This is a genomic window from Paenibacillus sp. KN14-4R, assembly GCF_052180255.1.
Classification (GTDB): domain Bacteria; phylum Bacillota; class Bacilli; order Paenibacillales; family NBRC-103111; genus Paenibacillus_AM.
On sequence record NZ_CP197466.1, the window covers coordinates 1,851,329 to 1,877,297 of the forward strand.

Annotated in this window: 21 protein-coding genes; 15 read left to right on the top strand and 6 right to left on the bottom strand. The window is 41.5% G+C overall.

Annotated features, from left to right (window positions below):
• Window positions 1-69: 69 nt before the first annotated feature.
• From mutS to ACSBOP_RS08775, 12 genes are all read left to right on the top strand, one after another.
• A complete protein-coding gene (gene mutS / locus ACSBOP_RS08720) occupies window positions 70-2,832 on the top strand; it encodes a DNA mismatch repair protein MutS (RefSeq protein ID WP_442604021.1) in 2,763 nt (920 codons plus the stop codon).
• A gap of 5 nt (window positions 2,833-2,837) precedes the next feature.
• The gene (locus tag ACSBOP_RS08725; RefSeq protein WP_442604022.1) at window positions 2,838-4,274 is read left to right on the top strand and encodes a S41 family peptidase; all 1,437 of its coding nucleotides are present in this window, start codon (window positions 2,838-2,840) and stop codon (window positions 4,272-4,274) included.
• Between the two features lie 6 nt (window positions 4,275-4,280).
• Complete coding sequence (mutL, locus tag ACSBOP_RS08730) at window positions 4,281-6,263, top strand: DNA mismatch repair endonuclease MutL (protein ID WP_442604023.1); 1,983 nt, start codon at window positions 4,281-4,283, stop codon at window positions 6,261-6,263.
• A 5-nt stretch (window positions 6,264-6,268) separates the two neighbouring features.
• Window positions 6,269-7,042, top strand: coding sequence for a class I SAM-dependent methyltransferase (locus ACSBOP_RS08735; protein WP_442604024.1), 774 nt, complete (start codon window positions 6,269-6,271; stop codon window positions 7,040-7,042).
• A complete protein-coding gene (gene miaA / locus ACSBOP_RS08740) occupies window positions 7,036-7,992 on the top strand; it encodes a tRNA (adenosine(37)-N6)-dimethylallyltransferase MiaA (protein ID WP_442604025.1) in 957 nt (318 codons plus the stop codon). Before ACSBOP_RS08735 ends, miaA begins: the two co-directional genes overlap by 7 nt.
• Before the next feature lie 80 nt (window positions 7,993-8,072).
• Window positions 8,073-8,312 (top strand): RNA chaperone Hfq, encoded by a 240-nt coding sequence (gene hfq / locus ACSBOP_RS08745; protein ID WP_442604026.1) that lies wholly within the window; start codon window positions 8,073-8,075, stop codon window positions 8,310-8,312.
• Window positions 8,313-8,463: 151 nt separating this feature from the next.
• The gene (locus ACSBOP_RS08750) at window positions 8,464-10,965 is read left to right on the top strand and encodes a PBP1A family penicillin-binding protein (RefSeq protein ID WP_442604027.1); all 2,502 of its coding nucleotides are present in this window, start codon (window positions 8,464-8,466) and stop codon (window positions 10,963-10,965) included.
• Window positions 10,966-11,013: 48 nt separating this feature from the next.
• Entirely contained in the window at window positions 11,014-11,709 is a 696-nt protein-coding gene (locus ACSBOP_RS08755) for a peptidylprolyl isomerase (protein WP_442604028.1), read from the top strand.
• 87 nt (window positions 11,710-11,796) lie between these two features.
• Window positions 11,797-12,405, top strand: a complete 609-nt coding sequence (locus ACSBOP_RS08760) for a YdcF family protein (protein WP_442604029.1) — start codon at window positions 11,797-11,799, stop codon at window positions 12,403-12,405.
• Window positions 12,406-12,487: 82 nt separating this feature from the next.
• Window positions 12,488-13,468, top strand: coding sequence for an LCP family protein (locus ACSBOP_RS08765; RefSeq protein WP_442604030.1), 981 nt, complete (start codon window positions 12,488-12,490; stop codon window positions 13,466-13,468).
• Between the two features lie 354 nt (window positions 13,469-13,822).
• On the top strand, window positions 13,823-15,127 hold the full coding sequence (locus tag ACSBOP_RS08770; protein WP_442604426.1) for an Nramp family divalent metal transporter: 1,305 nt from the start codon (window positions 13,823-13,825) through the stop codon (window positions 15,125-15,127).
• Window positions 15,128-15,275: 148 nt separating this feature from the next.
• A complete protein-coding gene (locus tag ACSBOP_RS08775) occupies window positions 15,276-16,571 on the top strand; it encodes an MFS transporter (RefSeq protein WP_442604031.1) in 1,296 nt (431 codons plus the stop codon).
• A gap of 65 nt (window positions 16,572-16,636) precedes the next feature.
• On the opposite strand, the gene ACSBOP_RS08780 is transcribed toward ACSBOP_RS08775, so the two are convergent.
• The 6 genes from ACSBOP_RS08780 to ACSBOP_RS08805 form a co-directional block, all read right to left on the bottom strand.
• Entirely contained in the window at window positions 16,637-17,605 is a 969-nt protein-coding gene (locus ACSBOP_RS08780) for an ABC transporter ATP-binding protein (protein ID WP_442604032.1), read from the bottom strand.
• A complete protein-coding gene (locus ACSBOP_RS08785) occupies window positions 17,602-18,585 on the bottom strand; it encodes an ABC transporter ATP-binding protein (protein ID WP_442604033.1) in 984 nt (327 codons plus the stop codon). The genes ACSBOP_RS08780 and ACSBOP_RS08785 overlap by 4 nt, the downstream gene beginning before the upstream one ends.
• Window positions 18,586-18,596: 11 nt before the next feature.
• Window positions 18,597-19,520, bottom strand: a complete 924-nt coding sequence (gene opp4C, locus ACSBOP_RS08790; RefSeq protein ID WP_442604034.1) for an oligopeptide ABC transporter permease — start codon at window positions 19,518-19,520, stop codon at window positions 18,597-18,599.
• A gap of 13 nt (window positions 19,521-19,533) precedes the next feature.
• The gene (locus ACSBOP_RS08795; protein WP_442604035.1) at window positions 19,534-20,499 is read right to left on the bottom strand and encodes an ABC transporter permease; all 966 of its coding nucleotides are present in this window, start codon (window positions 20,497-20,499) and stop codon (window positions 19,534-19,536) included.
• Window positions 20,500-20,558: 59 nt separating this feature from the next.
• Window positions 20,559-22,319: an ABC transporter substrate-binding protein gene (locus ACSBOP_RS08800; RefSeq protein WP_442604036.1), complete on the bottom strand. Its 1,761-nt coding sequence runs from the start codon at window positions 22,317-22,319 to the stop codon at window positions 20,559-20,561.
• A 257-nt stretch (window positions 22,320-22,576) separates the two neighbouring features.
• Window positions 22,577-22,948: a cytochrome-c oxidase gene (locus tag ACSBOP_RS08805; protein WP_442604037.1), complete on the bottom strand. Its 372-nt coding sequence runs from the start codon at window positions 22,946-22,948 to the stop codon at window positions 22,577-22,579.
• 198 nt (window positions 22,949-23,146) lie between these two features.
• Here ACSBOP_RS08805 and ACSBOP_RS08810 point away from each other — a divergent pair, with 198 nt between their 5' ends.
• The 3 genes from ACSBOP_RS08810 (at window position 23,147) to hflX (ending at window position 25,959) form a co-directional block, all read left to right on the top strand.
• Window positions 23,147-23,329, top strand: a complete 183-nt coding sequence (locus ACSBOP_RS08810) for a hypothetical protein (protein ID WP_442604038.1) — start codon at window positions 23,147-23,149, stop codon at window positions 23,327-23,329.
• A gap of 172 nt (window positions 23,330-23,501) precedes the next feature.
• Window positions 23,502-24,494, top strand: a complete 993-nt coding sequence (locus ACSBOP_RS08815) for an AAA family ATPase (protein ID WP_442604039.1) — start codon at window positions 23,502-23,504, stop codon at window positions 24,492-24,494.
• Window positions 24,495-24,624: 130 nt separating this feature from the next.
• The gene (gene hflX, locus ACSBOP_RS08820; RefSeq protein ID WP_442604040.1) at window positions 24,625-25,959 is read left to right on the top strand and encodes a GTPase HflX; all 1,335 of its coding nucleotides are present in this window, start codon (window positions 24,625-24,627) and stop codon (window positions 25,957-25,959) included.
• Window positions 25,960-25,969 lie beyond the last annotated feature (10 nt).

A 25,969-nucleotide genomic window follows, 5' to 3' on the forward strand; every position in this document is an offset into this window, starting at 1 on the left:
CAACTTTTTTGAGAGAAGCCATGTTATAATAGAGAAAGCAAAACGGATCACGATTAGTTGGAGGAAATTATGGTTCAATATACACCCATGATACAACAATATTTAGCAGTCAAGGCACAAGTGCCAGATGCTTTTTTGTTTTTTAGATTAGGCGATTTTTATGAATTGTTTTTTGATGATGCGATAAATGCGACACGTGAATTAGGAATTACACTTACAGGACGAGGAGGCGGCGCAGAAGAGAAAATTCCGATGTGTGGCGTTCCTTATCATGCAGCAGAGGGATATATTGCACGTCTTGTTGAAAAAGGATACAAAGTAGCCATTTGCGAACAGGTCGAAAATCCTGCAGAAGCGAAGGGCGTCGTACGCAGGGAAATTGTACGTATTGTGACACCAGGAACAGTGATGGACAGTAAACTTCTTGGGGAGAAGATGAACAATTATATCGTCTCCGTAGTTAAAGATGGGGAGCAAAGCACGATTGCAGCGTGTGACATCTCGACAGGAGAGCTGTATGTAACGACTGTCATGGGTGGGATTCAAGCAATCCTAGATGAGTGGAACGTCTATGATCCCTCAGAGACCATTGCAAATGAGCAGCTGATAGAGGAGCTTCGTTCCGGCCTATCTATTGGCATGAAACCAGCTGTATTTACTCCGTGGGAGCAGGAAGATCAAGAACTTCTAATTGAGCATTTTGGTGAATCAATTGCAGAAGTACAAGCCTTATCCGTGCATGGTAAACGTTGTGTATCGATGTTGTTGACTTATTTACGTGAGACACAGAAGCGGGCATTAACGCATGTGAAGCAAATTCGTAAGTATGAAGCTGCACAGTTCATGACGATGGACCCTTTTACAAGACGGAATTTAGAACTGTTAGAAACCGTTCGAGAGCGCAGCAAAAAAGGCTCGCTGCTCTGGATGCTGGATGCGACTGTTACAGCGATGGGCGCTAGAATGCTGCGTCGTTGGATTGAAAAGCCGCTAATGAGTAAGGCGCTCATCGATGAACGATTAGAGGCAGTTGAAAAGCTTCACGGCAATCTGATCGCGCGTGATGATGTACGCACGGCACTAAAAGAAGTGTATGATCTTGAGCGCTTAGTGGCACGTATCTCTTATGGCAATGCGAATGCGCGTGATTTGATCGCTCTGAAAGTATCAATTGCCCAAGTGCCTGGGCTGCAGGAAGCTTGTTATGCTTCGAAATCAACGACTTTAGCGGGTCTTGCTAATCAGATGGACCCTTGTACGGATATATTGGAATGGATAGATCTTGCACTTGTTGAAGACCCACCAGTATCGGTTCGCGATGGCGGGATGATTAAGCAAGGATATGATGCTTATCTGGACAAGCTTCGAGAGGCAAGTGCTGGCGGTAAACAGTGGATTGCGGAGCTGGAGCGTCGGGAGCGTGAGGCGACCGGCATTAAATCTTTGAAAGTAGGGTTTAATAAAGTATTTGGTTATTTTATAGAAGTGACCAAAGCGAATGCGAGTTCATTGCCTGAGGGGCGCTATGAGCGTAAACAGACGCTAGCGAACGCAGAGCGTTATATTACACCTGAATTAAAAGAGCAAGAAGCTCTTATTCTTGAAGCACAAGATAAAATGGTTGACTTAGAGCACGAATTGTTTACAGCCCTTCGTGAGCGTATTTCGGCACAAATGTCACGTTTGCAGCGATTAGCGGAGCATATTGCTGCTGTTGATGTACTGCAAGGATTTGCTCATGTCAGTGCAGCGAATCGTTACACCAAGCCGCAAGTAACAACTGGATACGATTTCCATATAAAAGCAGGGCGCCATCCTGTTGTAGAGGCTGTTACTGAAGGTAGAACATTTATAGCCAATGCGACGGATCTATCTGAAGCTGAAAGCCGTATGTTGTTGATAACAGGGCCGAATATGGCGGGTAAAAGTACGTATATGCGTCAAGTTGCTGTTATCTCGATTATGGCGCAAATCGGTTGTTATGTGCCTGCTGATGAAGCGACGATTCCGATTATTGATCGGATTTTCACGCGTATTGGTGCGGCGGATGATTTGATTGGCGGTCAAAGTACGTTTATGGTTGAGATGATGGATATCCAGGTCATGACTGCGAAAGCTACGGCACGTTCATTAGTCATTATTGATGAACTGGGTCGGGGTACTTCTACGGGTGAAGGTATGGCGATTGCGCAAGCGGTAATCGAACATTTACATGATCATACGGGCTGTAAAACGCTCGTATCGACTCACTTCCATGAGCTTGCGCATTTAGAAGAGGGTTTATCTTATCTACGTAATTATTGCATGGCGGTAAAAGAGAGCGACTCCGGTGTAACCTTCCTTCGTAAGCTTATTCCCGGAGCGGCAAGCACTTCTTACGGCATCTATTGCGCTGAAGTAGCGGGTCTTCCTTCGGAGATAATTACCCGCTCATATGAGCTGCTGCAGGCCTTTGAGCTGCGAGCAGGCAATCTTGAGGCCGCCGCATCACTTATCGGCGGTGAAGTAGCGGCTGCGGTTAGGACGCAGCCGAGTGTGAATTTGGCTGCCGCAACAGCGCAGCCGGAAGTTTCTGCGGCAGCGGATTATCCCGCCGCAGGAACCGTTGCTGAGTCTGCTGTGCAGCAGCTCAGCCTGTTCGATGATGCGGCGGACACTGGAGCGCCGCAAGCACCAGCTTCGCTGCCCGAAGCTGCGAAAGCAGCTGCAGTTGACAGCGTAGACCCGAAGCAGCGCGATGTGATCGACGCCTTAAAGGCGGTCGATTTAATTAACATGACACCGCTGCAGGCCATGAATCTTTTATATGAGTTAAAAAATAGGATAGGGTGAGAGACATGGTAGGTAGGGGTTCTTTTCGTAAAAAAATGATAACAGCAATGACGGCAGTTATTGTGACGCTAGCAGCACCAACTTCGGTTTTTGCAGTTACGAACAAGACTGTGCAGGAAGTACGGGATAAGCTATCGACTTATCATTTAAGTGGAGTGACGGCAGACAAGCTGGCTAATCTGTCGATTAAGGAAATGCTGGAGAAATTGAATGATCCATACACAAATTTTTTCACTGCAGATGAAATGAAAAAATTTCTTTCTTTAGTTGATAATACGTATGTTGGTATCGGCGTTCGATTGAATGTGGATACAAAAGGTGTTTTTATACAGCATGTGTTTAGTAGTTCTCCTGCGGAAAAGGCAGGGGTACTTACAGGGGACTATATTTACGCCGTTAACGAAGAGCCGATTAGTGGCTTGTCTACGGAAGAAGTAAGCAAGCGCATGCTGGGTAAAGAAAATACAACGATGCTGCTTACAGTTGAACGAAATGGTAAAAAACTAGATCTTCCAATGACACGTAAACAACTACAAGTTCCGATTATTACAACGAAGCAATTTAGTAATGGAGTTGGATATTTAGCACTTAGCACTTTCGCAAGTGATGCGGATGAGCAATTTGCGAAAGCATTAGAAACTTTTCGTAAAGAAGATACGAATGCTCTTATTCTAGATTTCCGTAATAATGGTGGCGGTTATGTACAGGTAGCAGAAAATATCGCATCAAATTTTATTCGTGAAGGCGTCGTTTTGCATACGATTGATCGCAATAATCAAGATGAGGTAACATCCATTAAAGACGGCAAAACTTTTGACAAACCCGTATTTATCCTAGTTAATGGGGAAAGCGCAAGTGCAACGGAGTTACTTACAGGCATTCTTCAAGACTATGGAAAAGCACGCGTTATTGGACAGCAAAGCTTTGGCAAAGGTGTGATGCAGAAGACGTTCGCGTTATCTGAAGGCAACTATATAAAAATAACGACGAACGAATATTTAACACCAAAACTTCACAAGGTGAACAAAGTTGGCATTACACCGGATGATAAAGTGTATGGCGACCTTGCGCAGTTGATATTTGCCTTACGAAGTGCAGATTCGAAGCCTCTGAAGCTAGAGTGGAACTCAAAGGGATACGTTCTAAATGGGATTGAAGTGGATGATGGAACAAAGATCGAACGCAAGGACAATCAGGTGTACGTTCCAGCACGTACAATTGCTGCTCTAATCGGTGCAACGATTACGTGGAATGAGAAACGTGGTGCTGTAGAACTGACGACCGATCAAGGCACAACGACTTTCCAAGAAGCACCGGGTTCCATGTTTATGAGTGAAAAAGGTATTGCTTATTTGGACATCGCGAAACTTATGCAAGCGACGAATCGTTTGACATTTAAAGATACGAATAATCAAGTAACGTTTGAAGTTGTAAAGGAGTAATGGCTAATGGGTAACATTCGATTGCTAAGCGAGCAGATCGCCAATCAGATTGCTGCGGGGGAAGTGGTAGAGCGTCCTTCATCTGTTGTAAAAGAATTAGTCGAGAATGCTGTCGATGCTGGATCAACGCGCATCGATGTTGCCATAGAAGAAGGCGGTCTGCAATATATCCGTGTTGCTGATAACGGAACAGGTATGGAACCCGACGATTGTGAAATTGCATTCAGTCGCCATGCTACGAGTAAAATTGCGACGACCAAAGATTTATTTGCTATCCGTACTTTAGGGTTTAGAGGGGAGGCATTGCCGAGTATTTCGGCTGTTTCCAAACTAGAATGCACAACTTCCTCAACAGAAGATGGTCTTGGCCGGAAAATAGCGATCGATGGTGGCAATGTCCGTGAACTTTGCGAGACGACCGCTACGCGTGGAACAGAGATGGTCGTGCGTGAGTTATTTTATAACACACCTGCTCGGCTTAAATATATGAAAAGCATCCAGACGGAGTTAGGTCATGTATCTGATTACATGTATCGCCTAGCTTTAGCGCATCCGAACATCGCATTTACGTTGAAGCATAATGGAAACCAATTGATGCAAACCTTAGGTAATGGAGATTTACAACAAGTTATCGCTGCGATTTATGGTACAGCGGTAGGGAAGGGTATGCTTCCAATCAAAGGGGAGACATTGGATTACCAAGTGCATGGATTTATTTCCTTACCGGAGATTACGCGTGCGAACCGTGGTGGGATTACTCTGATTATCAATGGTAGATATGTGCGTAATTTTGCAATAAACGCTGCAATCTTACAAGGTTATCATACCTTATTACCCATCAATCGTTATCCAATTGTCGTGCTTCATATTGATATGGACCCATCACTGATTGATGTGAATGTCCATCCTTCCAAGCTGGAAGTGAGATTTAGTAAAGAAACGGAGCTCACTCAGTCGGTAGATCAGCTGATTAAGATGACACTAGGTCGTGAGGTGTTAATTCCTCATGCTGGGGCAGGGACTGTATCGACTCGCACTAAAGGTGTTGTGATTCAAGAACAGATGGATTTATATCGCCCACAAGCTGAAAATCGCGCTCAGAGGCCACCTTCTAGCTCTATACAGCCCAAAGTAGATCGTCCATTGCCAGCAGATAATCAGTCTGATTATCGTAAGGATAACCTGCCAATTTCTTATTCGAAATTTCCGGAGTCAGATCAACCGAAGTCTGGTAATTTGCCCTCGAATCGTTTCCAAGGTACAATGAACAGGAGTGCCGAGCCCATACGCAATTATAGTCCATTGCCTTCTCGGACGGAATATTCGGCTGCAGATATTCGCCAAGGGACACGAGCATTTATGGATGCGATGCCTCTTCCACAGGAAGAAAGCAAGACAACTCCATCGTTCCCAAGTTTATCTCCAATAGGACAATTGCATGGCACCTATTTATTAGCTCAAAATGAACAAGGATTGTACATGATTGATCAGCATGCAGCACATGAACGGATGAATTATGAATACTATTTCCACAAGTTCGGCAATCCGGAGCAAGCGAGTCAGCAGCTGCTTGTACCGTTAACGCTGGAGTTTACACCGTCAGAAGCACAAATATTGGAGCAGAAATTGAACCAATTAGAGCTAGTTGGTGTACACTTGGAAAGTTTTGGTGGAAACTCTTTTATCGTAAGATCCTATCCGCACTGGCTGCCAGAGGGTGAAGAGAAAGCCATTGTGGAAGAGATGTGTGACCTGCTGTTGAATGAGAAAAAAGGAATTGAACTCGCCAAGCTTCGTGAGAAAGCGGCGATTATGTGCTCTTGTAAAGCATCAATTAAAGCAAATCAGAATCTAAGCATAGCAGAAATGGAAGCCCTACTAGATCGACTCGGGGCTTGCTCCAATCCGTATACGTGTCCGCATGGTAGACCGATTGTAGTCTCCTTTACTACCTATGAATTGGAAAAAATGTTTAAACGGGTGATGTAATCAGCGTGATAGTAACAACTTCGTATTCTCCTTCTTCGGAACTGCTTGCCAAAGCGCATGACCTAGCAGCGCAGCTGGGTTGGCGGTTTGTGCCGCGGTTTCGGGAATCCATGGAAAGCCTGAGAATCAGTCATAATTGTGACCAGATATTACTCGTAGGCAGAGATCAATTGCAATGTTTTGTGGGAGATGCTCCTCCTATTTATTTTCATCCCAGCATGGCACAAATTCGAGTTAAACGCTTAATGCATGGGGAACAAGATGGACTCATAACGGCAGCAGATGTTCAACAAGGGGATAGCGTTCTAGACTGTACAGCTGGCTTAGCTGCGGATTCAGTCGTGCTCTCTTATGCGGTTGGGGACACAGGAACAGTTGTAGCATTGGATAGTCAGCTTGTCATCTGTTTGTTATTAGCAGAGGGATTACAGCGGTACGCCTCAGAGGTAAAAGCGCTTGAGCAGGCGATGAGGCGCGTGGAGATCAAATGCAGTGATCATCTTTCTTATTTACAGCAGCAGGCTGATAATAGTGTAGATATTGTTTATTTTGATCCGATGTTTCGTCGTCCTATTGAGGAGTCCAGCTCCATTAGTCCACTACGCAGAGTCGCTAATCCGGATGCGCTAACGGCAGCAGCTGTCAGTGAAGCCATGCGCGTTGCACGCAAACGGGTTGTAATGAAAGAAGTCTTTTATAGTGGTGAGTTCGCTAGACTCGGCTTTACAACCGTACATCGGAGTGGCTCGAAACTAGCTTACGGAGTGATTACATGTTAACAAATATAGAACCGAAACCGCCGCTTCTCGTCTTGGTAGGGCCAACAGCAGTAGGAAAGACCCAATTAAGCTTAACCCTTGCAGAACAGTATAAGTGTGAGATTATCTCCGGTGATTCGATGCAAGTGTATCGAGGTATGGATATTGGAACAGCTAAAGTGAGTATGGAAGAGCGTGCGCGCGTTCCACATCACATGATCGATATCCATGATCCAAGCGATGCTTTTTCAGTAGCAGAATTCCAAGAACGTGTGAGAGACCTAATTCCCCAGATTAACAATCGGGGACATTTACCTTTCATCGTGGGTGGAACCGGACTCTATGTGGAGTCTGTCTGTTATAATTATCAATTCTCAGAAGCTAATTCAGATGAACAGCTGCGACAAGAACTAGATACATATGCGATTGAGCATGGTGATCAAGCTCTTCACGATATGCTAAGAGAAGTTGATCCTGCATCTGCAGATCGATTGCATCCGAATGATCGTAGACGAATCATACGCGCAATTGAGGTATTTCGTGTAACCGGAACGAAACTTTCTGAGCAGCTTGCTGGTCAGAAGAAGGAGTCTCCTTACAACTTATGCATTGTAGGTTTAACAATGGATCGAGCACTTCTTTATAAGCGTATTGAAGAGCGTGTGGATGAGATGATGCAGCAGGGATTACTGGATGAGGTTAAACGATTGCTTGCTGAAGGATATGATCCCTATTCCGTAGCCATGCAAGGGCTTGGATACAAAGAAATGGTCGGCCATTTGCAAGGTGAATATTCGCTCGAGGGTGCTATAGAGCTGCTCAAACGAGATACAAGACGTTTTGCTAAACGTCAATTATCCTGGTTCCGCCATATGAAGGATATTCACTGGGTGGATGTTACGGAGATCACAAATTTTTCTGCCCATTTGGCAAATATTAATGATATAATAACAGGAAAGATTGTACAATAAAGCGAATATACTTCAAGACAAAGTTTCGTACACAATAGACGACCAAATAATGAGAGCTTATTTATGAGGGGGACCTTCTGATGAAAAATTCCATTAATATTCAAGACACTTTTCTTAATCAGTTACGTAAAGAAAGCATTCCGGTTACCGTTTATTTAACGAACGGTTTTCAAATCAGAGGGATTATTCGTGCATTTGACAATTTTACAATTATTATTGATTCCGAAGGCCGTCAACAAATGGTGTATAAGCACGCCATTTCTACTTTTACACCACAACGCTCGGTGTCTTTGATGCAAGAAAGCCAGCCCAATGTATAGAAACGCAACCTTTACCACAAATTGAACGTATAATACAATACGACGCAGGAGAGCAACCTTATCCAATAGGGTTGTTCTTTTGTTAAGTCATCATTATAGAAAAGACTCGATGAATAAATCGGGCTCGAGAAAGAAAGGGAGTCGGTAGAGGATGGAATCATCTAACAAGAAGCCTAACCGCAGGTCCAGCTCACAGCCGAAAAAAAATAAGAAAAAGTTTAATTTTAAAAAGTTTATTTTCGGTTTAGTCATTACCATGATTGTAGGGATGATTTGCGCAGTAGGATTGTATATTTTCATTATGGTTAATGGGAATCGAATGCTAGAAGAGAATCAAGACAAGTATGAGATGCCAGTAGCAAGCAAGATTGTAGATCGTGACGGAAATGAAATTACAAGCTTATACCGTGAAAATCGTGAAATTGCAAGTGCAGGTGATATTCCTCAATTAGTAAAAGATGCGTTTATTGCAACAGAAGACCAACGTTTTATGAGTCATAAAGGAATAGATTTTATGGGTATCGGGCGTGCGATTGTGAAGGATATTACGCACCGTGGAGCTGTTCAGGGTGCATCAACGATTACACAACAGCTTGCTAAAAATATGTTCTGGGAAAAAGCACCGAAAACTTTTTTCCGAAAAGCGACAGAAGCGTCTCTTGCGATTGCTTTAGAAAATAAAAATACAAAAGACGAAATCATCACAATGTATTTAAACCGGATCTATCTGGGCAGTAATGCATATGGGATTAAGGCCGCGAGTAAGAAATACTTTGGGAAATCGGATCTAAAAGACCTTCAAGTATGGGAAATAGCGACTTTAGCAGCACTTCCAAAAGCTCCGACCACATACTCGCCGCTTCGAGATCCAGATAAATCCAAGGAACGCCGTGCTGTTGTGCTTCGATTAATGACGGACCAAGGATTCATTACGGAAGCACAGCGACAAGAGGCTGCTGCCATTGATTATGATCCGAAGAATAGTAGTGCAGATAACCAAGCCTATCCTTCATTTACGGATTATGTCTTGAAAGAAGCCCAGGATGAGTACGGCATTGAAGAAGGAAATCTTCGCATAGGTGGCTATACCATCAAAACGACAATGGATCCAAATGCACAGAAGATTATGGAATCGACTTATTCACAAGATAAATTTTTCCAGAAACCTGCTAATGATGGAACCAAGATTCAAAGTTCGATGGTGATTCTTGATAATAAGGATAGTGGGATCATTGCCATGATTGGTGGACGTGATTTCAAGACGAAAGACTTTAACCGTGCTTATCAGGCAGAACGGCAGCCAGGTTCGGCATTTAAGCCGATTGTCGCATATGCTCCAGCCCTTGAGAGCGGTAAATACACGCCATATTCGATGTTAAATGATAAGAAAGAATGTTTCGCGGGGTATTGTCCGAACAACTATAACAATCAATATCAAGATCAGGTTACCATGATGGAAGCTGTTCGTGTTTCGAAGAACATTGCACCGGTATCCTTGTTAAATGACATGGGAGTCACGACGGGCTTGGATATGGCTATAAAAATGGGTATTCCACTTGATCCGAAGAAAGATAAAAACTTAGCAATCGCACTTGGTGGTCTAACCACAGGTGCTACCCCAATGCAGATGGCAGAAGCTTATACCATTTTCGCTAATGGAGGAATTAAGAATAAAACGCACGCCATTATTGAAATTAGTGGTACAGATGGCAAGAAGAAAGAGTTTAAGCAAGAGAGTAAACAAGTTCTATCTTCAAAAACAGCGTATTATATGACGCAAATGCTACAAGGTGCCGTACAAGGCGGAACAGGTAAAAATGCGGGATTCGATCGCCCGGTTGCAGGGAAAACGGGTTCAACAGGGCTTGATTGGAAAGGTCTTGAGAAATATGACCGTGATGTTTGGTTTGTGGGGTATACGCCAGAATGGACAGCATCGGTATGGCAAGGCTTTGATAAAACAGACAAGAATCACTATGTGACTGTTGGCAGTGGAAGTACTGCAACTATTTTTAAAGAAGTCATGTCTAAGGCACTAGCGAAAATGCCGAAAAAAGGATTTACGAAGCCAAAAGATGTGGAAGAACTTAAAGAACCGGCTAAAGGTATTACGGATCTGGCTGCCTCATTTGTTCGTGAGACGAAGTCTGTGAAGCTATCTTGGAGTGCACAAGGTGACAAATATCAATACCAAGTGTTCCGTAGAGGTCTATTAGATGTTGATTACAAGCAAGTAAGCACAGTAGCAACTCCTGAGTTCAACGACATTGCGGTTGAAGCAGGAGATAAATATTCGTATTATGTAATAGGCACAAACGGAACGAATACGACTGAGAAATCGAATGCTGTTGAGGTGGAAGTGCCGCAAGATGGATTAATACCAACGCCGAGTCCATCACCATCACCAGACATTTCACCATCACCACCTCCAGGTGGGACAACTAAACCAACCAAATCGCCGCCTCCTACGCCAGGAGATGGAGGAACCAATCCAACACAAACCCCTCCGTCTGTTCCAGCAAATGGAAGTGGTAATGGAAATGGAAATAAGCATGGCAATGGTAACGGTAATGGTAAGGAAAAACCTAACAAGAATGTAAGTGGCGATCCGAATGCAAATCGAGAAATTATTACGGATGAAGGCCAAGATTAATACTTTCGAAGAAGCAATGAACATGAATGAAAGGGACGTTAACTAAACATGAAAACATTTCGTTTCAATAAACGTAACTTATTAGTTTCAATCACTGCGCTATCCCTTCTTATGGTCTTATCGGGTTGTGGGCAAAAGAATGCAGCACCATCTGCTACTCCAAGCACACCACCACCTGCAACTCAGGTACCGGCAACACAAGGTAAACAATGGGATGCTCCACCTCCTATGACGATTAAACAAGATAAGAAATACGAGGCGCAAGTAAAGACGAATAAAGGTGACTTTACGATTGAATTGTTTGCAAAAGATGCGCCGATGACAGTGAATAACTTCATCTTTTTATCTAAACAAGGCTTCTACAATGATATAGTGTTTCACCGAATCATCAAGACGTTTATGATCCAAACGGGCGATCCGAAGGGGAATGGAACAGGTGGCCCTGGATATAAGTTTAAAGATGAACTAAGTAAAACTCATCAGTATGAGCCTGGAATTGTTGCTATGGCAAATTCAGGAAAGAACACGAATGGATCGCAGTTTTTCATTTGTTCGGGTACAGATTCAGACAGTTTAAATTCACAGCCTAACTACACGATTTTTGGTAAAGTTACAAAAGGGATGGAAACTGTGATGACGATTGCAAGCACACCTGTTGTGATGAATTCGAATTCATCCGATCGTTCGCCAAGCAAGCCAGTAGATGAAATAAAAATTATGTCCATTGAGATTGTAGAGAAATAACAGCAGGTCAAGACAGAGAAGCGTGGAAGCACGCTTCTCTTTGTTTAATCACTTTTAAATTTAAGAATGACTGGGAGGCCTAACTGAATGAAGCGAATAAGTCAGAATAACAAGACTCGTAACCTTCTTCTCCTATGCGGTCTACTTGTGATGGTGGCACTAGCTTGGGTTGGATATGTACAGTGGAAAATACAATCTGCGCCGTATGGGAAGACGCCTGATCATGCCGATGTTGGCATTGTGCTTGGTGCCGCTCTCTGGAAAGATGTCCCGAGCCCTGGTCTTGCTGAGCGGTTGGATCACGCGGCAGATCTTTATACCAAAGGCGTCTTTTCACAAATCATCGTATCGGGTGGTATGGATGCAGGTGGGATGATTACGGAAGCAGAAGGAATGAAGCGCTATTTAATAAATAAGCAAGTTCCTGAGTCTAATATATCTCTTGAAGATCGATCAACATCGACTTATGAAAATTTATTGTTTTCCAAGCAGATCATGAATGAACATAATTGGCAAAGCGCAGTCATTGTAACCCATCATTATCACGGAGCAAGGGCACTTGATATTGCGAATTTTTTAGGATTACCGAATACATATTTATCAACAACAGATTCCAAAGTACTATATATGCCATGGCATCAAGCCCGTGAAACGTTAGCTTTTACAAAATGGAAGTTGGAGTCTTGGTTTTTGTAACCAAATTGATACCTAAATTTAAAAATCTGCGCTTATAATTAATAAGCGTATATTTATTCATCTAGGAAAGTAGGTTGCATGGATGAGAAGAGCTTCAAGAAGATCAACAAAAACACGAAAAGTACTATGGATTATACTTGCAACACTTCTGGTAGCAGTTATAAGTGCGGGATCTTTTGCTGGATATTTATACTTTAAAGGGAATCAAATATTAGATAAAATAAGCGTTAGCGGATCAGATTCCACGGGCAAAGAAGTAACAACGACTGATGTAGCACCAGCCAAACCGATTACACTTCTACTTATGGGGGTCGATTATCGGAAAGAAACAAGTTCAATGAATTCTGATGTTATCATGGTAGCATCCTTAAACCCGGAGACGAAGTCAGCTACGATTGTGTCTCTTCCACGTGATTTTCAGATGAAGCCAAAGGATAATAATTTGCAATCAAGAAAAGCGAACTATTATTACCCTCATTTTTATTTGCAAGATAAGCTAACTGCCTTTTCGAATACTAAAAAATTGTTTAGTGATTTCTTACAAGTGCCGATTGATGCAGCGGTGACGATTGATTTTGATGGATTCCGTAAAGTCATTGATGAACTTGGCGGTATAGATGCAAATGTTAGCATGGATATGCGTTATGTAGATGAAGAAGATGGCACCAATATTAACTTAAGAAAAGGCCAGCAAAAGTTAAATGGTAAACAGGCGCTGGATTATGTACGCTATCGTAAATCGAATATGGGAACAGAAGGAACAACCGATTACGACCGAAATTTACGGCAGCAAGAAGTCATGAACCAGGTGTTGGAGAAGGTAATGTCTCTTGGTGGAGTAATGAAGTTAGGACAACTGATGGATGTAGCAGGAGATAGTATTCGCACAGATATTCCAAGTAAGCATTTAGTAGGATTTTTCCAAAAATATATTGGCATTGATCGTTCTAAAATTGACTACATTAGTCTTGAAGGTGAGTGGGAAAGTCCTTATATTGTATTAACACCCAAAGACATTGACCGCGCTAGAGAGGCATTAAAGACTGAACTACAGATTCCTTAACGTCATTTTTTCGTTCAGATTTCATATACAAAACCATCCTAGAAGCCAATTTGGTAGGGATGGTTTTTTTGTGTTTATTTTTTCGAAAATACATTGGTCATGCGCACGAAAGTTTGTGTTGACAAAAAAAGTTTCCCGAGTACAATAAATATTATCAAGCACAAATTTTTCTAGTCATTCATACAATAAATCATATTTTTTTAACTAAAAAGTTGTGCGTGACCAATAAATTTAGAGCTGTGCAAAGCAAGCTGTGAATAAATTAGATACACTTGATTACATTAAAGGAGAGAAGTTATTATGAACAGTGATCTGCAAGCATCATCACTTCCAAGTAATAAACAAGGATGGCGAATGGATAAAGAAAGTCGAAGTTTACCTGAGGTTTATCGTTCGATCAAAGTACCGACAAGCGGTTCATGGATCAAGAAATTTTTAGCTTTTGCAGGACCGGGGTACTTAGTAGCTGTTGGATACATGGATCCTGGTAACTGGGCAACGAGTATTGCTGGAGGGGCTCAATTTGGTTACACGCTATTATCAGTCATCTTATTATCTAATCTTATGGCTATTCTATTGCAAGCACTTGCCGGAAAGCTTGGAATTGTCACCGGACGAGATTTAGCTCAAGCATGTCGGGATCACTATTCAAAGCCAGTAGCGATGGGCTTATGGGTGATATGTGAACTTGCAATTGCTGCTTGTGATTTGGCAGAGGTAATCGGGTCTGCAATTGCCCTGCAACTATTATTCGGTATCCCGCTTATATATGGGGTACTCATAACAGCGGTCGATGTATTGCTTGTCTTATTTTTACAAAATAAAGGGTTTAAATTTATTGAAGTATTGGTCATTGTCCTCATCGTCACCATCGGTGGTTGCTTTGCGTTTGAACTGTTTTTGGCTAAGCCCAATATGGGCGAGATGATGGCGGGATTCGTTCCAAGCTCCCAAATTGTGACCAATCCAACAATGCTTTATATTGCAATTGGGATTTTAGGGGCTACTGTCATGCCGCATAATCTATACTTGCACTCATCAATCGTTCAAACACGGGCATTTGAGAGTACAGAGCTTGGAAAGCGTCAAGCAATTAAATATTCGACTTGGGATTCAACGATTGCTCTATTCTTTGCACTATTCATTAACGCAGCTATTCTGATTCTCTCTGCCGCAACTTTCCATCATGCAGGTATGACGGACGTGGCTGAACTAAATGATGCGTATAATCTGCTTACCCCATTATTAGGTACAGCGGCAGGTTCAATTCTGTTCGGGGTTGCATTACTTGCTTCAGGTCAGAACTCAACGCTTACTGGAACTTTGGCAGGTCAGATCGTTATGGAAGGCTTCCTGAATATTCGATTAGCACCATGGCTTCGCAGATTAATTACACGCTTAATTGCAATCATTCCTGCGGTCATTGTAACTGCGATATATGGTGAAAAAGGAACTGTAGATTTGCTGATCTTATCTCAAGTAATCTTATCCTTACAGTTATCATTTGCTGTTGTACCTTTAGTACAGTTCACAAGTGATAAGAAGAAGATGGGTGTATTTGCGAATAAGATGTGGATTAAGGTGTTGGCTTGGAGCGTGACGATTGTGATTATCGTATTAAATGCCTACTTATTATATGAAACATTGTTTGGCGGTTAATAACCCTTCGATATAGAAGAGAAATCAGCTACTTTTTTTAAAAAAGTAGCTGTTTTTTGTTATCCAAAAACCAATGAAATATGTTTGGACAAAAATCTGAATTATGTGTATATTATAGTTCTCATGCAGAGATAGGGGAGGGGAAAATATGAGATATCGTGATTTTCATCGGAATGTGAAATTAAGAATATGGCTATCTTTTATGAACAACATGATTCGAAACATGGTATTGCCATTTATGGCTATTTATTTTGCGGATAGACTTGGGGCATCCATAGCAGGTGTACTTATTGTTTCATTCATTGTGATAGGTCTAATTTGTTCAATCATCGGCGGTTACTTGTCAGATCGAATAGGACGTAGACAACTAATGATTCAAGCAGAAGTTGCTATGCTGGTTGGGTATATCGGCATGATGATGTTCAATTCCCCCTGGTTTCACTCAGCTTGGATAACGTTTGCCATGATGCTTGTCGTTTCGGCGGCAGGAGGGATTCATACGCCAGCAAGCCAAGCTATGTTAGTGGATGTGACGGAACCTCATACACGGAAGTATATGTATCAGATGTTATACTGGCTCCGTAATATTGCAGGTGCAATTGCTGCGATCATTGGAGCGTACTTATTTAAGGATTACTTTTTTGAACTATTAATAGGTTTGTGTCTAGCTACGATGATCTCGATTATAATAACTGTGGTATTTATTCAGGAGAGCTATTTTCCTAAAAAAGATCAAGGTAACCAGAAACAGTCGGGCTTTTTGCATCAAATGAGTCAAATGGGTAAAAGTTATGCCGCTGTACTTAAGGATACAACCTTCGTAATTTTTATTATATCTAGTATGCTAATCGGGTCTGTAGAATTTCATTTAACCAATTACGTCGGAGTACGATTATCACAAGAAATAACAGAGGCATCAATCTTCTCTTGGGGAAGTCTGAACTGGACGGTTGATGGAATTCGAATGATGGGTTTATTGCAATCCGAGAATACGGTTCTTATTGGTTTATTTTCAATTCTAATGGGGTATATTCTTAAAAAATATAATGAGAAAAGAATTGTGTTTATTGGATTTACCTTATACGTTCTTGGGTATAGTTACATTGCATACAGTAACTCCCCGTGGATGCTTATACTTGCGATGTTAATAGCAACAATTGGTGAATTATTCTTTGTACCAGTAAAGCAAGCGTATTTCAGCTACATTACTCCTGATCATGCACGGAGTTCCTATATGGCAGTTAACGAAATGTCATTCCAAGTGGCTATGTTTATAGCAGGGGCAATGGTATCTCTAGGTTCAGTACTTTCATCGGTGATGATGGCAAGTATCATTTGCATTTCAGGTATTGTGGGCATTTTCTTGTTCGCATTGATCCTGCCCAAATTAGATGACAAGCGTGATGCAATGATAGCGAGTAGTTCGCAGGGCATTTCTGCTTAGGAGTACAAATTAAATAAGAATAGGCTGTCTCAAGTTGGTAATACCTTGAGGCAGCCTATTTATGATTATACTAAATGACAAGCAACGAAATGATTCCCACCCATGTCTCTAAAAGCAGGTATTTCTTGTTTACAACGATCAACTGCAATTGGACAACGGGTATGGAATTTACAACCTGAAGGTGGATTTGCAGGGCTCGGAATATCGCCTTGCAGTACGATCCTCTCTCTTCGAAGAGTTGGATCTGGTACCGGAATTGCAGATAACAATGCTTTGGTATACGGGTGAAGCGGTTGGTTGAATAACTCATCACGAGGTGCAAGTTCTACCATCGATCCCAAATACATCACACCAATTTGCGTACATAGATGCTGGACAACACTTAGGTCATGGGAGATAAAGAGATAGGTCAATTGCTTTGTTTGTTGTAAATCTTGTAGTAAGTTAATGATCTGTGCTTGAATAGAAACGTCTAGTGCAGATACAGGCTCGTCCGCAACGATAAAATCAGGGTTTAGGATAAGGGCACGAGCAATTCCGATCCGTTGTCTTTGACCGCCGGAAAACTCATGCGGGAAACGGTCAATATGATAAGATGCCAATCCACAAATATTTAATGTTTCATGGACCAATTCACGAACTTCAGATTTACTATGGTAAATTCCATGATCAAGTAGTGCCTCTCCAATAGCATCACCAATCTTTATCCGGGGGTTAAGAGAGCTGTAAGGATCTTGAAATACGATTTGCAGCTTTGGACGCATCGCACGTAACTTAGAATGAGAAAGGCTGTATAGGTCTGTTCCTTTATAGAGAACATCACCTGATGTTTTCTCGTGCAAGCGTAAAATGGTACGACCTATTGTACTTTTGCCGCAGCCAGATTCTCCAACAAGACCGAATGTCTCACCTTTGTTGATTTGGAAAGAGACATCATCGACTGCTTTAACATGTCCAATTGTCCTTTGGAATACGCCACCACGAATCGGGAAGTATTTTTTAAGATTGTTTACTTGGAGTAATACTTCACTCATTGTTGTCTCTCCTCTCCGTACAACCAGCACGCAACTTTGTGTCCGTTCTGATCTTTTAATAAAGGTGGCTGTTGTTGTCTGCAAATATCCATGCAGCGATCACAACGATCACTGAAATAACAATTATCACCAAGTTCGATTGGGTTCGGTACTTGTCCAGGGATAGAATAAAGTCGTTCGGCTCTTTGGTTCAAAACTGGCTTGGCTTTTAATAGGCCTTGTGTATAGGGATGCTGTGGATTCTTAAACAGTTCGATGACCGCAGCTTCTTCAATAACTTTACCCGCATACATGACAACCACATAATCAGCCATCTCAGCAACGACACCAAGGTCATGCGTGATTAGCATGATAGAAGTGTTAAGCTTAGCTTTGATGTCTCTCATGATATCAAGAACTTGGGCTTGAATGGTGACATCTAATGCCGTTGTTGGTTCATCCGCAATCAATAATTTTGGACTACAGCTAAGTGCAATAGCAATCATGATTCGCTGACGCATTCCTCCACTTAATTCGTGGGGGTATGCGTTAATAATTTGTTCCGCTCTTGGAATACCGACTAATTTAACGAGATCAATTGCTTTAATACGAGCTTCTTTACGGGATAGCATTTGGTGCTCCATGATCGGTTCAATAATTTGATCGCCAATCTTAAGTACAGGGTTGAGTGAAGTCATGGGCTCTTGAAAAATCATTGCGATATCGTTCCCACGAATTAAACGCATCTCATGATGATTAAGCTTTAACAAGTCCATGTCTTCGAATAATATTTCCCCACCGGCAATTTTCCCAGCAGGTTTCTCGACGAGGCCCATTAGTGACATGGCAGTAACACTTTTACCGCATCCAGATTCACCCACAACGCAAAGTGTCTCACCTTGACGTATATTAAAACTAACATCATTCACAGCCTTCACAATACCGGCTTCTGTATGAAAATGTGTCTGCAGATTGCGAAATTCCACTAGATTCTTAGCCATATGCAATTCTCCTACCTCTTCAGTTTTGGATCTAAGGCATCACGTAATCCATCACCTAGTAAATTTATGGCGACCACCGTGATAAAAATACTTGCACCAGGAGGAATCCAGACCCAAGGTCGTTTCTGGAATTCAATGAAGTTCTGTGCGACTTGAACCATATTACCCCATGATGGAGTAGGGGGTACAACACCAAGTCCCAAGAAGCTTAGTGTAGATTCAGCAAGAATGGCTCCAGCGACCGAGAGTGTAGCTACGACAATAATGATAGGAATCGTATTTGGTAAAAGGTGTCGGAAAATTTTACGTCGATCCCTCAAGCCCAAGGCTTCAGTTGCCACCATAAATTCCTGTTCTCGAAGGGTTAGGATTTGACTTCGAACAAGACGAGCGAGACCCGGCCATGCAAGTAGGCCTAGTAGGAACATAACGATATATATTCTTTGATCGGGTGGGACTTTCATATCTGACAGTAGTGTTCCTAAAATAATGAGTAAGGGTAGACTCGGGATGGATAGAAAAATGTCAGCAATTCGCATGATGATTGTATCGATAAAACCTTTGTAAAAGCCAGCTAATGCGCCTAAAGCACTACCAATAATTACGGTTATTAATGTAGCTACAATACCAACTGTTAAGGAAATTCGACCTGCAAGCATCGTACGCAGCAGAACATCTCTTCCGAGGTTATCTGTACCGAAAATGTGTGTAAGAGTAGGTGCTTTGTTTCCTTGAACGATATTAATTTTACTATTGTCAAACGGGGATAAAAGCGGACCAATAAAGCAAATGGCGAACATCAAGATTATAATAATAAGTCCAGCCATCGCCAGATTATTTTTACGTAACCTCCGAAATGCTGCTTTCCAGGGGGAGGATGTATTTTTCGTTTTTTTGTAAGCGCTAGCATTTGGCTGTGTTACTTCTAATGACAAGGGTACCTCCTCCTTATTTTAAGCGAATTCTTGGATCAGCTACGCCATATAATACATCCGATATTACGTTTCCTAATAAAGTAAGAACAGCAGTAAACATCGTGAAACCAAGCATTAATGGGTAATCGCGTACACCAATTGACGTATAATAAACCTTCCCAATACCTGGCCAAACAAATATTGTTTCCGTAATAATTGCACCTGCGAAAAGGTTAGGTAATTCAAAGCCCAGAAGTGTAATTGCAGGAAGCAAAGCATTACGAAAAGCATGTTTGAAAATCACAGACTTTTCTCTTAATCCTTTCGCACGTGCAGTACGGATATAATCCTGTCTGATTACATCGAGCATACTTGTCCGGAAGTAACGTGTTAGACCACCGGCGCTCAGCATGACGAGTACGAGTACAGGTAAGAAAATGTGGTGGGCAACATCTGAGATATAATCCCAACCGGTAGCATCGCTAGCTCCAGCTGTTGTCATCCCCCCCAGAGGGAATAGCTTGAAATCTACGGCGAATATCTTAATGAGTAGGAGGCCGAGAAAAAATGATGGGAGTGACATGGCAGCAAAGACGCAAAATGTGACGAATTTGTCTGCAAATGAATATTGTTTTAATGCAGAATATGTGCCAACGACGACTGCGATCACCCAACTAATAACGGTAGAAATTAAAGCGATGAAGAATGAATTCCATAAGTAGGTTTGAATGACTTTCGTTACAGGCTGTTTGTGTTGAAGTGAATCACCTAAATTTCCCTGAATCATATTACCAGCCCAAGTGAAATAACGAGTATGTAACGGTTGATCTAATCCATATAAGCTTCTTAACTGGGCTGCTCTCTCAACGGACATGTTTGGATTCTTGCTAGAATCAACAAAATCGCCAGGAATGAGTACGGAGACGAAAAAGATGATGAGTGAGACACCGATGATCGTTGGAATCGTTTGTATCAGTCGTCTAATGATATACTGCCACATAGTAATCCTCCTTGGGAGTAATGGATATGCTCAGCCCTGAAGGGCTGAGCATATTGTTTTTATTGAATTTGAACTTTGGCTAAATCCCAAGTGAAGTTTTTGTAAGGAGACATATCAAAGCCCTTCAATCTACCATTTACTGGCCACATATCACGTCTTTGGTACATAAAGATGTAAGGAAGATCATCATTTAACACTTTATACATTTCTTTATAAATAGGCTTACGTTTCTCAATATCAACAGTTTTTAATGCATCAGTTAGCAATTGATCGACTTTTGGGTTGGAGTATTTGCCCTCATTTTGAGTTCCGTTTGTTTTGAAAGCAGTACTTGCATCAGGGTCAGGAGTTAATCCAGTAGCTAGGAACGCCATGTCAAAATCGCCTTTTTTACGTTTTGCTCGCATTGCATTGAAGTCCATTTGTTCGGCTACGAATTTAATACCAAGTTCTTTATAGTTAGCAGATGCAACTGGAATAAGGGCATCGTTTACAACGTTCGGTGTAGTGGCTGTAAAGTTAATTGTGAATTTCTCGCCGCCTTTTTCACGAATACCGTCAGCGCCAACTTTCCAGCCTGCTTCATCCAAAAGTTGTTTTGCTTTATCTAAGTTGAATTCGTATTTATTAATGCCTTCATCCGTATATGCCCATGAAACTTTAGATTGCGGAACGTTAATAACATCAGCAAAACCTTGGTATACGGCATCAACAATTTGTTTACGATCCAAACCATATGTTAATGCTTGGATGACACGCTTATCTTTAAATTTAGGTTTAGTGTGGTTGATGTCAATATATCCATAACCATTGGTAGGATAAATATTAACATCAAGGAATCCGGATCCAACTAAAGATTCTACATTATCTTTACTTACTGTAATCATATCCAGGTCAGTCTCACCAGCCTGCACACTTTGCATGTTTGTACTAGAGCTGGTTACTTTAAAGATAAGATTCGGAACTTTTGGAGCTCCTAAGAAGTAGTTCGGGTTTGCTTTAAGGACAACCTCTTGACCTGCTGCATATTTGCTAAGTATGTAGGCTCCTGATCCCATTGGTTTATCAAGTAAGTTTTTCATATAATCCAGATTACCTTGCTTGTAATCTTTACCGTAATAAGCTTTAGACAAGATACCAATAAGACCAAAATCATTTAACCCAGAAGCAACAACTTGAGTTGTCGTAACTTGTACTGTTAAAGGATCGACAACTTTAATACCTTCAATGGAAGTTGCTTTACCATCTCGGTATGCGTCACCACCTTTTACATGGTCAGTCGAGATATCATTAGGGCCATCGTATGATTTATCATGGAGAACTGTTAATGTGAAAGCTACATCATCAGCTGTCAGTGGTGTTCCATCACTGAATTTAACATCTTTTTTCAATTTAAATGTGTATACCAATCCATCTGGAGAAATTTGATAACTCTCTGCTAAGTGAGGACCCAGAGTTGCATCTTTTTTAATAGATAATAAATTGTCAAAGATGACTGAGTTTACATACGAATCATAGGTACTATCGCCATAAATTGAACTAAATACACCTTCTGGTGCATCGATACCGACAATCGTCGTATCTTTACGTGCTGTTGCATTACCTGGGTTTTTCGTCATATCCCAAGCAGCCATGATTCCGTTGTTAATGATGGCGGGTTTTTCAGCTTTCTTTGGAGTCGGAGTAGCAGTCGCAGCTGCAGTAGCTGCTGCTGTAGATGCAGGAGTCTCGCTAGGTGTAGCTGTTTTTGTAGAACATGCTGCAAGCAAAGTTGTTGAAGAAAGTACTAGACCAAGCGAGATAGTTACCAATTTCTTCAAAGTAAAATCCTCCCTTTTATAGATGAATTGTCCATTCACAGTCAGTATACATGATTCTAATTATAAATTGTTAGAAAAATTTAAATATTTTGAAATTTTAATTACATGAATTAACTTTTGGTTTATAAATATGTTTGCTAGAATGCGAAATATAAGGGTTTTCATTTATTTAGATTGCATTTAAAAAGACGTGAACAAGTGGATGTTCGACGTCTAATGTGTGGCTGAAATGTCATATTTGCTATTAATTTGGCATTTTATTTGCTGGAACGTACATTCCTAAATAAATTGATCATAAATAATAGAATCCCAATTGAGACGAGTGTACCGCCAGTCGCAATAATAGGTTCCATATTTTCAACATCTGATACAAGAAGGATTAAGCCAATCATCATAATAGGCAGCCCGATGTTATGCAGCCAGAAGTGTATTTTGCCAAGTAATGAACGACCTGCATTCGGAAATAAGTGATAGATGATGCCTGCAAGGGCTAATGATGCCCAGCCTAACAAATTAATGTGAGCATGGATAGAAGCAAAATCGAACTTGTGTGAGATCGACATAAACATACCCAAACAGATCCCAATTACAAAGTAAACGGATGCAATTTTGATTAATCTGATTCCCATATTCGTCCTCCTATAATGATTGATTTTTTTCAGTAGTAAGCTTATGAATTATTCCTAAATTCCATGACAATTTAGATACAAAATTAAGAAAAAGTAAATATTAACATTTTGTCAAAATATTGCTATTCAATGTGATATTTTCCTGATATAATAGAGACAAGCTTAGGCAGAAGTCTAAGTATTTGGGAGGGATTAGATATGGAAATGGAATCCGTTAATGAAGAATTCGTAGCATCAGAAGAATCTGCTGAAGAAGTTGAAGAAGTTGTTGTAGATGAAGTTGAAGTTGAAGCAGAATTGTCTGAAGCAGAGGCAGAAGCAGCTGCATCCGAAGAAGTATCTGAAGAAGAAGCAGAATCCGAGTCAGAAGTAAGCGAATAATATTGTTATCATCCATTTACCCAATTCCCTTAAGATCGATTTAAAAGAATATCTTCATACAAAGTCACAAACCTGTTCAATATGAGCAGGTTTATTTAATTTTTATTGCAAATATTTTTCCGTTTCCTTCAATATAATGTTAGATAGAGAAGATGGAAAAGAGGTGGAGGCTGTGAATGGACGTATGTCGGACAGTTTAAGCGCAGCACGAAACTCGAGTCAAATTAATGTCGTGCTGAGACAAAATGATGGGCCAACATCGACTGTACAGCAGATTCCGATAGCAGCAAGCTCATCGATTGCGAATCGAGCCTTTCCTGGCCAAGCACAGTTTACGGAAGTCATGCAGGAACTTGATCGGATGATTGGTCTGGATAATGTGAAGGAATTGGTGTACGAAATTTATGCGCTTCTGCAAGTGGGTCAGTACCGCTCATCGGCGGGGCTGCATTCTAGTGCGCAAGTGTATCATATGATCTTCAAAGGAAATCCAGGTACAGGAAAGACGACGGTAGCGCGAATCATGGCGAAGCTTTTTCAGACGATGGGTGTATTATCAAAAGGGCATTTAATTGAAGTAGAACGTGCTGATCTGGTTGGGGAATATATTGGTCATACCGCGATCAAGACACGTGAATTAGTAAAAAAGGCGTTAGGTGGCATTTTGTTTATTGATGAGGCTTATTCTTTGGCGCGTGGCGGTGAGAAAGATTTTGGTAAGGAAGCAATCGACAGCTTAGTGAAATCAATGGAAGATCATAAAAATAGTTTTATTTTAATTCTTGCAGGCTACTCACTTGAGATGGAGCAGTTTCTATTGACGAATCCGGGGCTACCTTCTCGATTTGCGATTCAGCTGGACTTTGCAGATTATATGGTTGACGAATTGATGCAGATTGCGGATTTGATGACGAAGGAGCGAGAATACACTTTTTCTAATGCGGCAGAGATGAAGCTTAGGCAGCATTTAGCGAGTGAAAAAATGACTTCTCTTACACCTTTTAGCAATGCACGATATGTTCGGAATATTATTGAAAGAGCGATGCGCCATCAAGCTGTTCGCTTGCTTCAGCAACATCCGCATCCCAAACAACCGTCCAAACAAGATTTAATGCAGCTTCGTCCAGAAGATATTCGGTTTGAGAAAAAGGCAGGATTATTCTAAATGGAGATGCGCGGTGCAAGCCGCGTTTTTCTATGAAAAAGATGTTCATGAAGAATTGGTCATGTTTCGGTATTAATGGTATGCTATATGGAAAATAACAGGCTTTGGCCGGAGCTACATAGGTGATGGAATGAAAACAACCTTACATGAAGTTAACGTAAAAATCCAAGATCGAGCAGTGCTCGTTTCTTTAGTTACACAAAAGATGAAGAAACGCGAGGAATTGAACGAGTATTCCTTGCAGGAACTCATTAAATTAGCGGAAACTGCTGGCGTTGAAGTGTTGGAGACATTGGTTCAAAATAAAGAATCCGTTGATACGAAATGGTTCATCGGTAAAGGTAAGGTTGAGGAGCTTAAGGAACGACTAGAGGAACTGGATGCAAACACGGCAATTTTTGATCAAGAGCTGTCCGGTGCTCAAGTAAGGAACTTAGAGGCTGCCCTTGATGTGAAAATTATTGACCGTACACAGTTAATTTTAGATATCTTTGCACAGCGAGCACGTACTCGTGAGGGTATCATTCAAGTAGAGCTGGCTCAACTCAGTTATTTATTACCGCGTCTTTCGGGACATGGTAAGAACTTATCTCGTCTAGGTGGTGGGATTGGAACGAGAGGTCCAGGTGAATCTAAGCTGGAGACAGATCGCAGACATATCCGGGGGCGGATTGATGATCTTAAAGCGCAGCTTTCTGAAGTGACGCGTCACCGTATCTTACATCGCGAGCGTCGCAAAAAAAGCGGCGTGTATCAAGTTGCCCTTGTTGGCTATACGAATGCAGGTAAATCGACACTGCTTAAGCAATTTACGGATGCAGATGTGTATGTCGAAAATCAATTATTCGCAACACTTGATCCAACTTCACGTACCATGAAGCTGCCAAGTGGAAAAGAGATTGTTCTTACGGATACCGTTGGATTTATTCAAAATTTGCCGCATGATCTAGTGGCTGCGTTCCGAGCTACATTAGAAGAAGTTTGCGAAGCAGACTTAATTTTGCATGTTGTTGACTCATCGGCTGAAATGCGCTTGGAACATATGCGGGTTGTGGAAGAAGTATTAAAAGAACTAGGCGCACAAGGGAAGGAACAGATCACATTATTTAACAAAATTGATTTGTGTCCGCAAGAAGAGCAGGAGTTACTCCCACTAGGTGGCGGGGATACGATGAAGTTGTCTGCGTACCGCTCGGAAGATTTGGAACAATTGCGAATGATCATTCAAGAGAAATTGATGGGTGACTCTGTCCAGTTTGCAATCCCGGCTGAACGTGGTGATTTGACAGCATTGGTGTATCGCATTGGGGATGTGCTCAATACAGAAGTTGTGGATGATAAAATGATGTTTGAAGTAAGAGTCAATGCAGATGATTATGCCAAATTTGGACATAAATTGAAGAGCTTTCTTGTTGGGGATGCTGCAGATGTGAAAGATGAACAACAAGAAGAGCAGTATGAATAGAAGGAATGAA

Coding starts and splice junctions, on each gene's coding strand:
- mutS (WP_442604021.1), top strand. CDS start 70: ATGGTTCAATATACACCCATGATACAACAATATTTAGCAGTCAAGGCA.
- ACSBOP_RS08725 (WP_442604022.1), top strand. CDS start 2,838: ATGGTAGGTAGGGGTTCTTTTCGTAAAAAAATGATAACAGCAATGACG.
- mutL (WP_442604023.1), top strand. CDS start 4,281: ATGGGTAACATTCGATTGCTAAGCGAGCAGATCGCCAATCAGATTGCT.
- miaA (WP_442604025.1), top strand. CDS start 7,036: ATGTTAACAAATATAGAACCGAAACCGCCGCTTCTCGTCTTGGTAGGG.
- hfq (WP_442604026.1), top strand. CDS start 8,073: ATGAAAAATTCCATTAATATTCAAGACACTTTTCTTAATCAGTTACGT.
- ACSBOP_RS08750 (WP_442604027.1), top strand. CDS start 8,464: ATGGAATCATCTAACAAGAAGCCTAACCGCAGGTCCAGCTCACAGCCG.
- ACSBOP_RS08755 (WP_442604028.1), top strand. CDS start 11,014: ATGAAAACATTTCGTTTCAATAAACGTAACTTATTAGTTTCAATCACT.
- ACSBOP_RS08760 (WP_442604029.1), top strand. CDS start 11,797: ATGAAGCGAATAAGTCAGAATAACAAGACTCGTAACCTTCTTCTCCTA.
- ACSBOP_RS08765 (WP_442604030.1), top strand. CDS start 12,488: ATGAGAAGAGCTTCAAGAAGATCAACAAAAACACGAAAAGTACTATGG.
- ACSBOP_RS08770 (WP_442604426.1), top strand. CDS start 13,823: ATGGATAAAGAAAGTCGAAGTTTACCTGAGGTTTATCGTTCGATCAAA.
- ACSBOP_RS08775 (WP_442604031.1), top strand. CDS start 15,276: ATGAGATATCGTGATTTTCATCGGAATGTGAAATTAAGAATATGGCTA.
- ACSBOP_RS08780 (WP_442604032.1), bottom strand. CDS start 17,605: ATGAGTGAAGTATTACTCCAAGTAAACAATCTTAAAAAATACTTCCCG.
- ACSBOP_RS08785 (WP_442604033.1), bottom strand. CDS start 18,585: ATGGCTAAGAATCTAGTGGAATTTCGCAATCTGCAGACACATTTTCAT.
- ACSBOP_RS08795 (WP_442604035.1), bottom strand. CDS start 20,499: ATGTGGCAGTATATCATTAGACGACTGATACAAACGATTCCAACGATC.
- ACSBOP_RS08805 (WP_442604037.1), bottom strand. CDS start 22,948: ATGGGAATCAGATTAATCAAAATTGCATCCGTTTACTTTGTAATTGGG.
- ACSBOP_RS08810 (WP_442604038.1), top strand. CDS start 23,147: ATGGAAATGGAATCCGTTAATGAAGAATTCGTAGCATCAGAAGAATCT.
- hflX (WP_442604040.1), top strand. CDS start 24,625: ATGAAAACAACCTTACATGAAGTTAACGTAAAAATCCAAGATCGAGCA.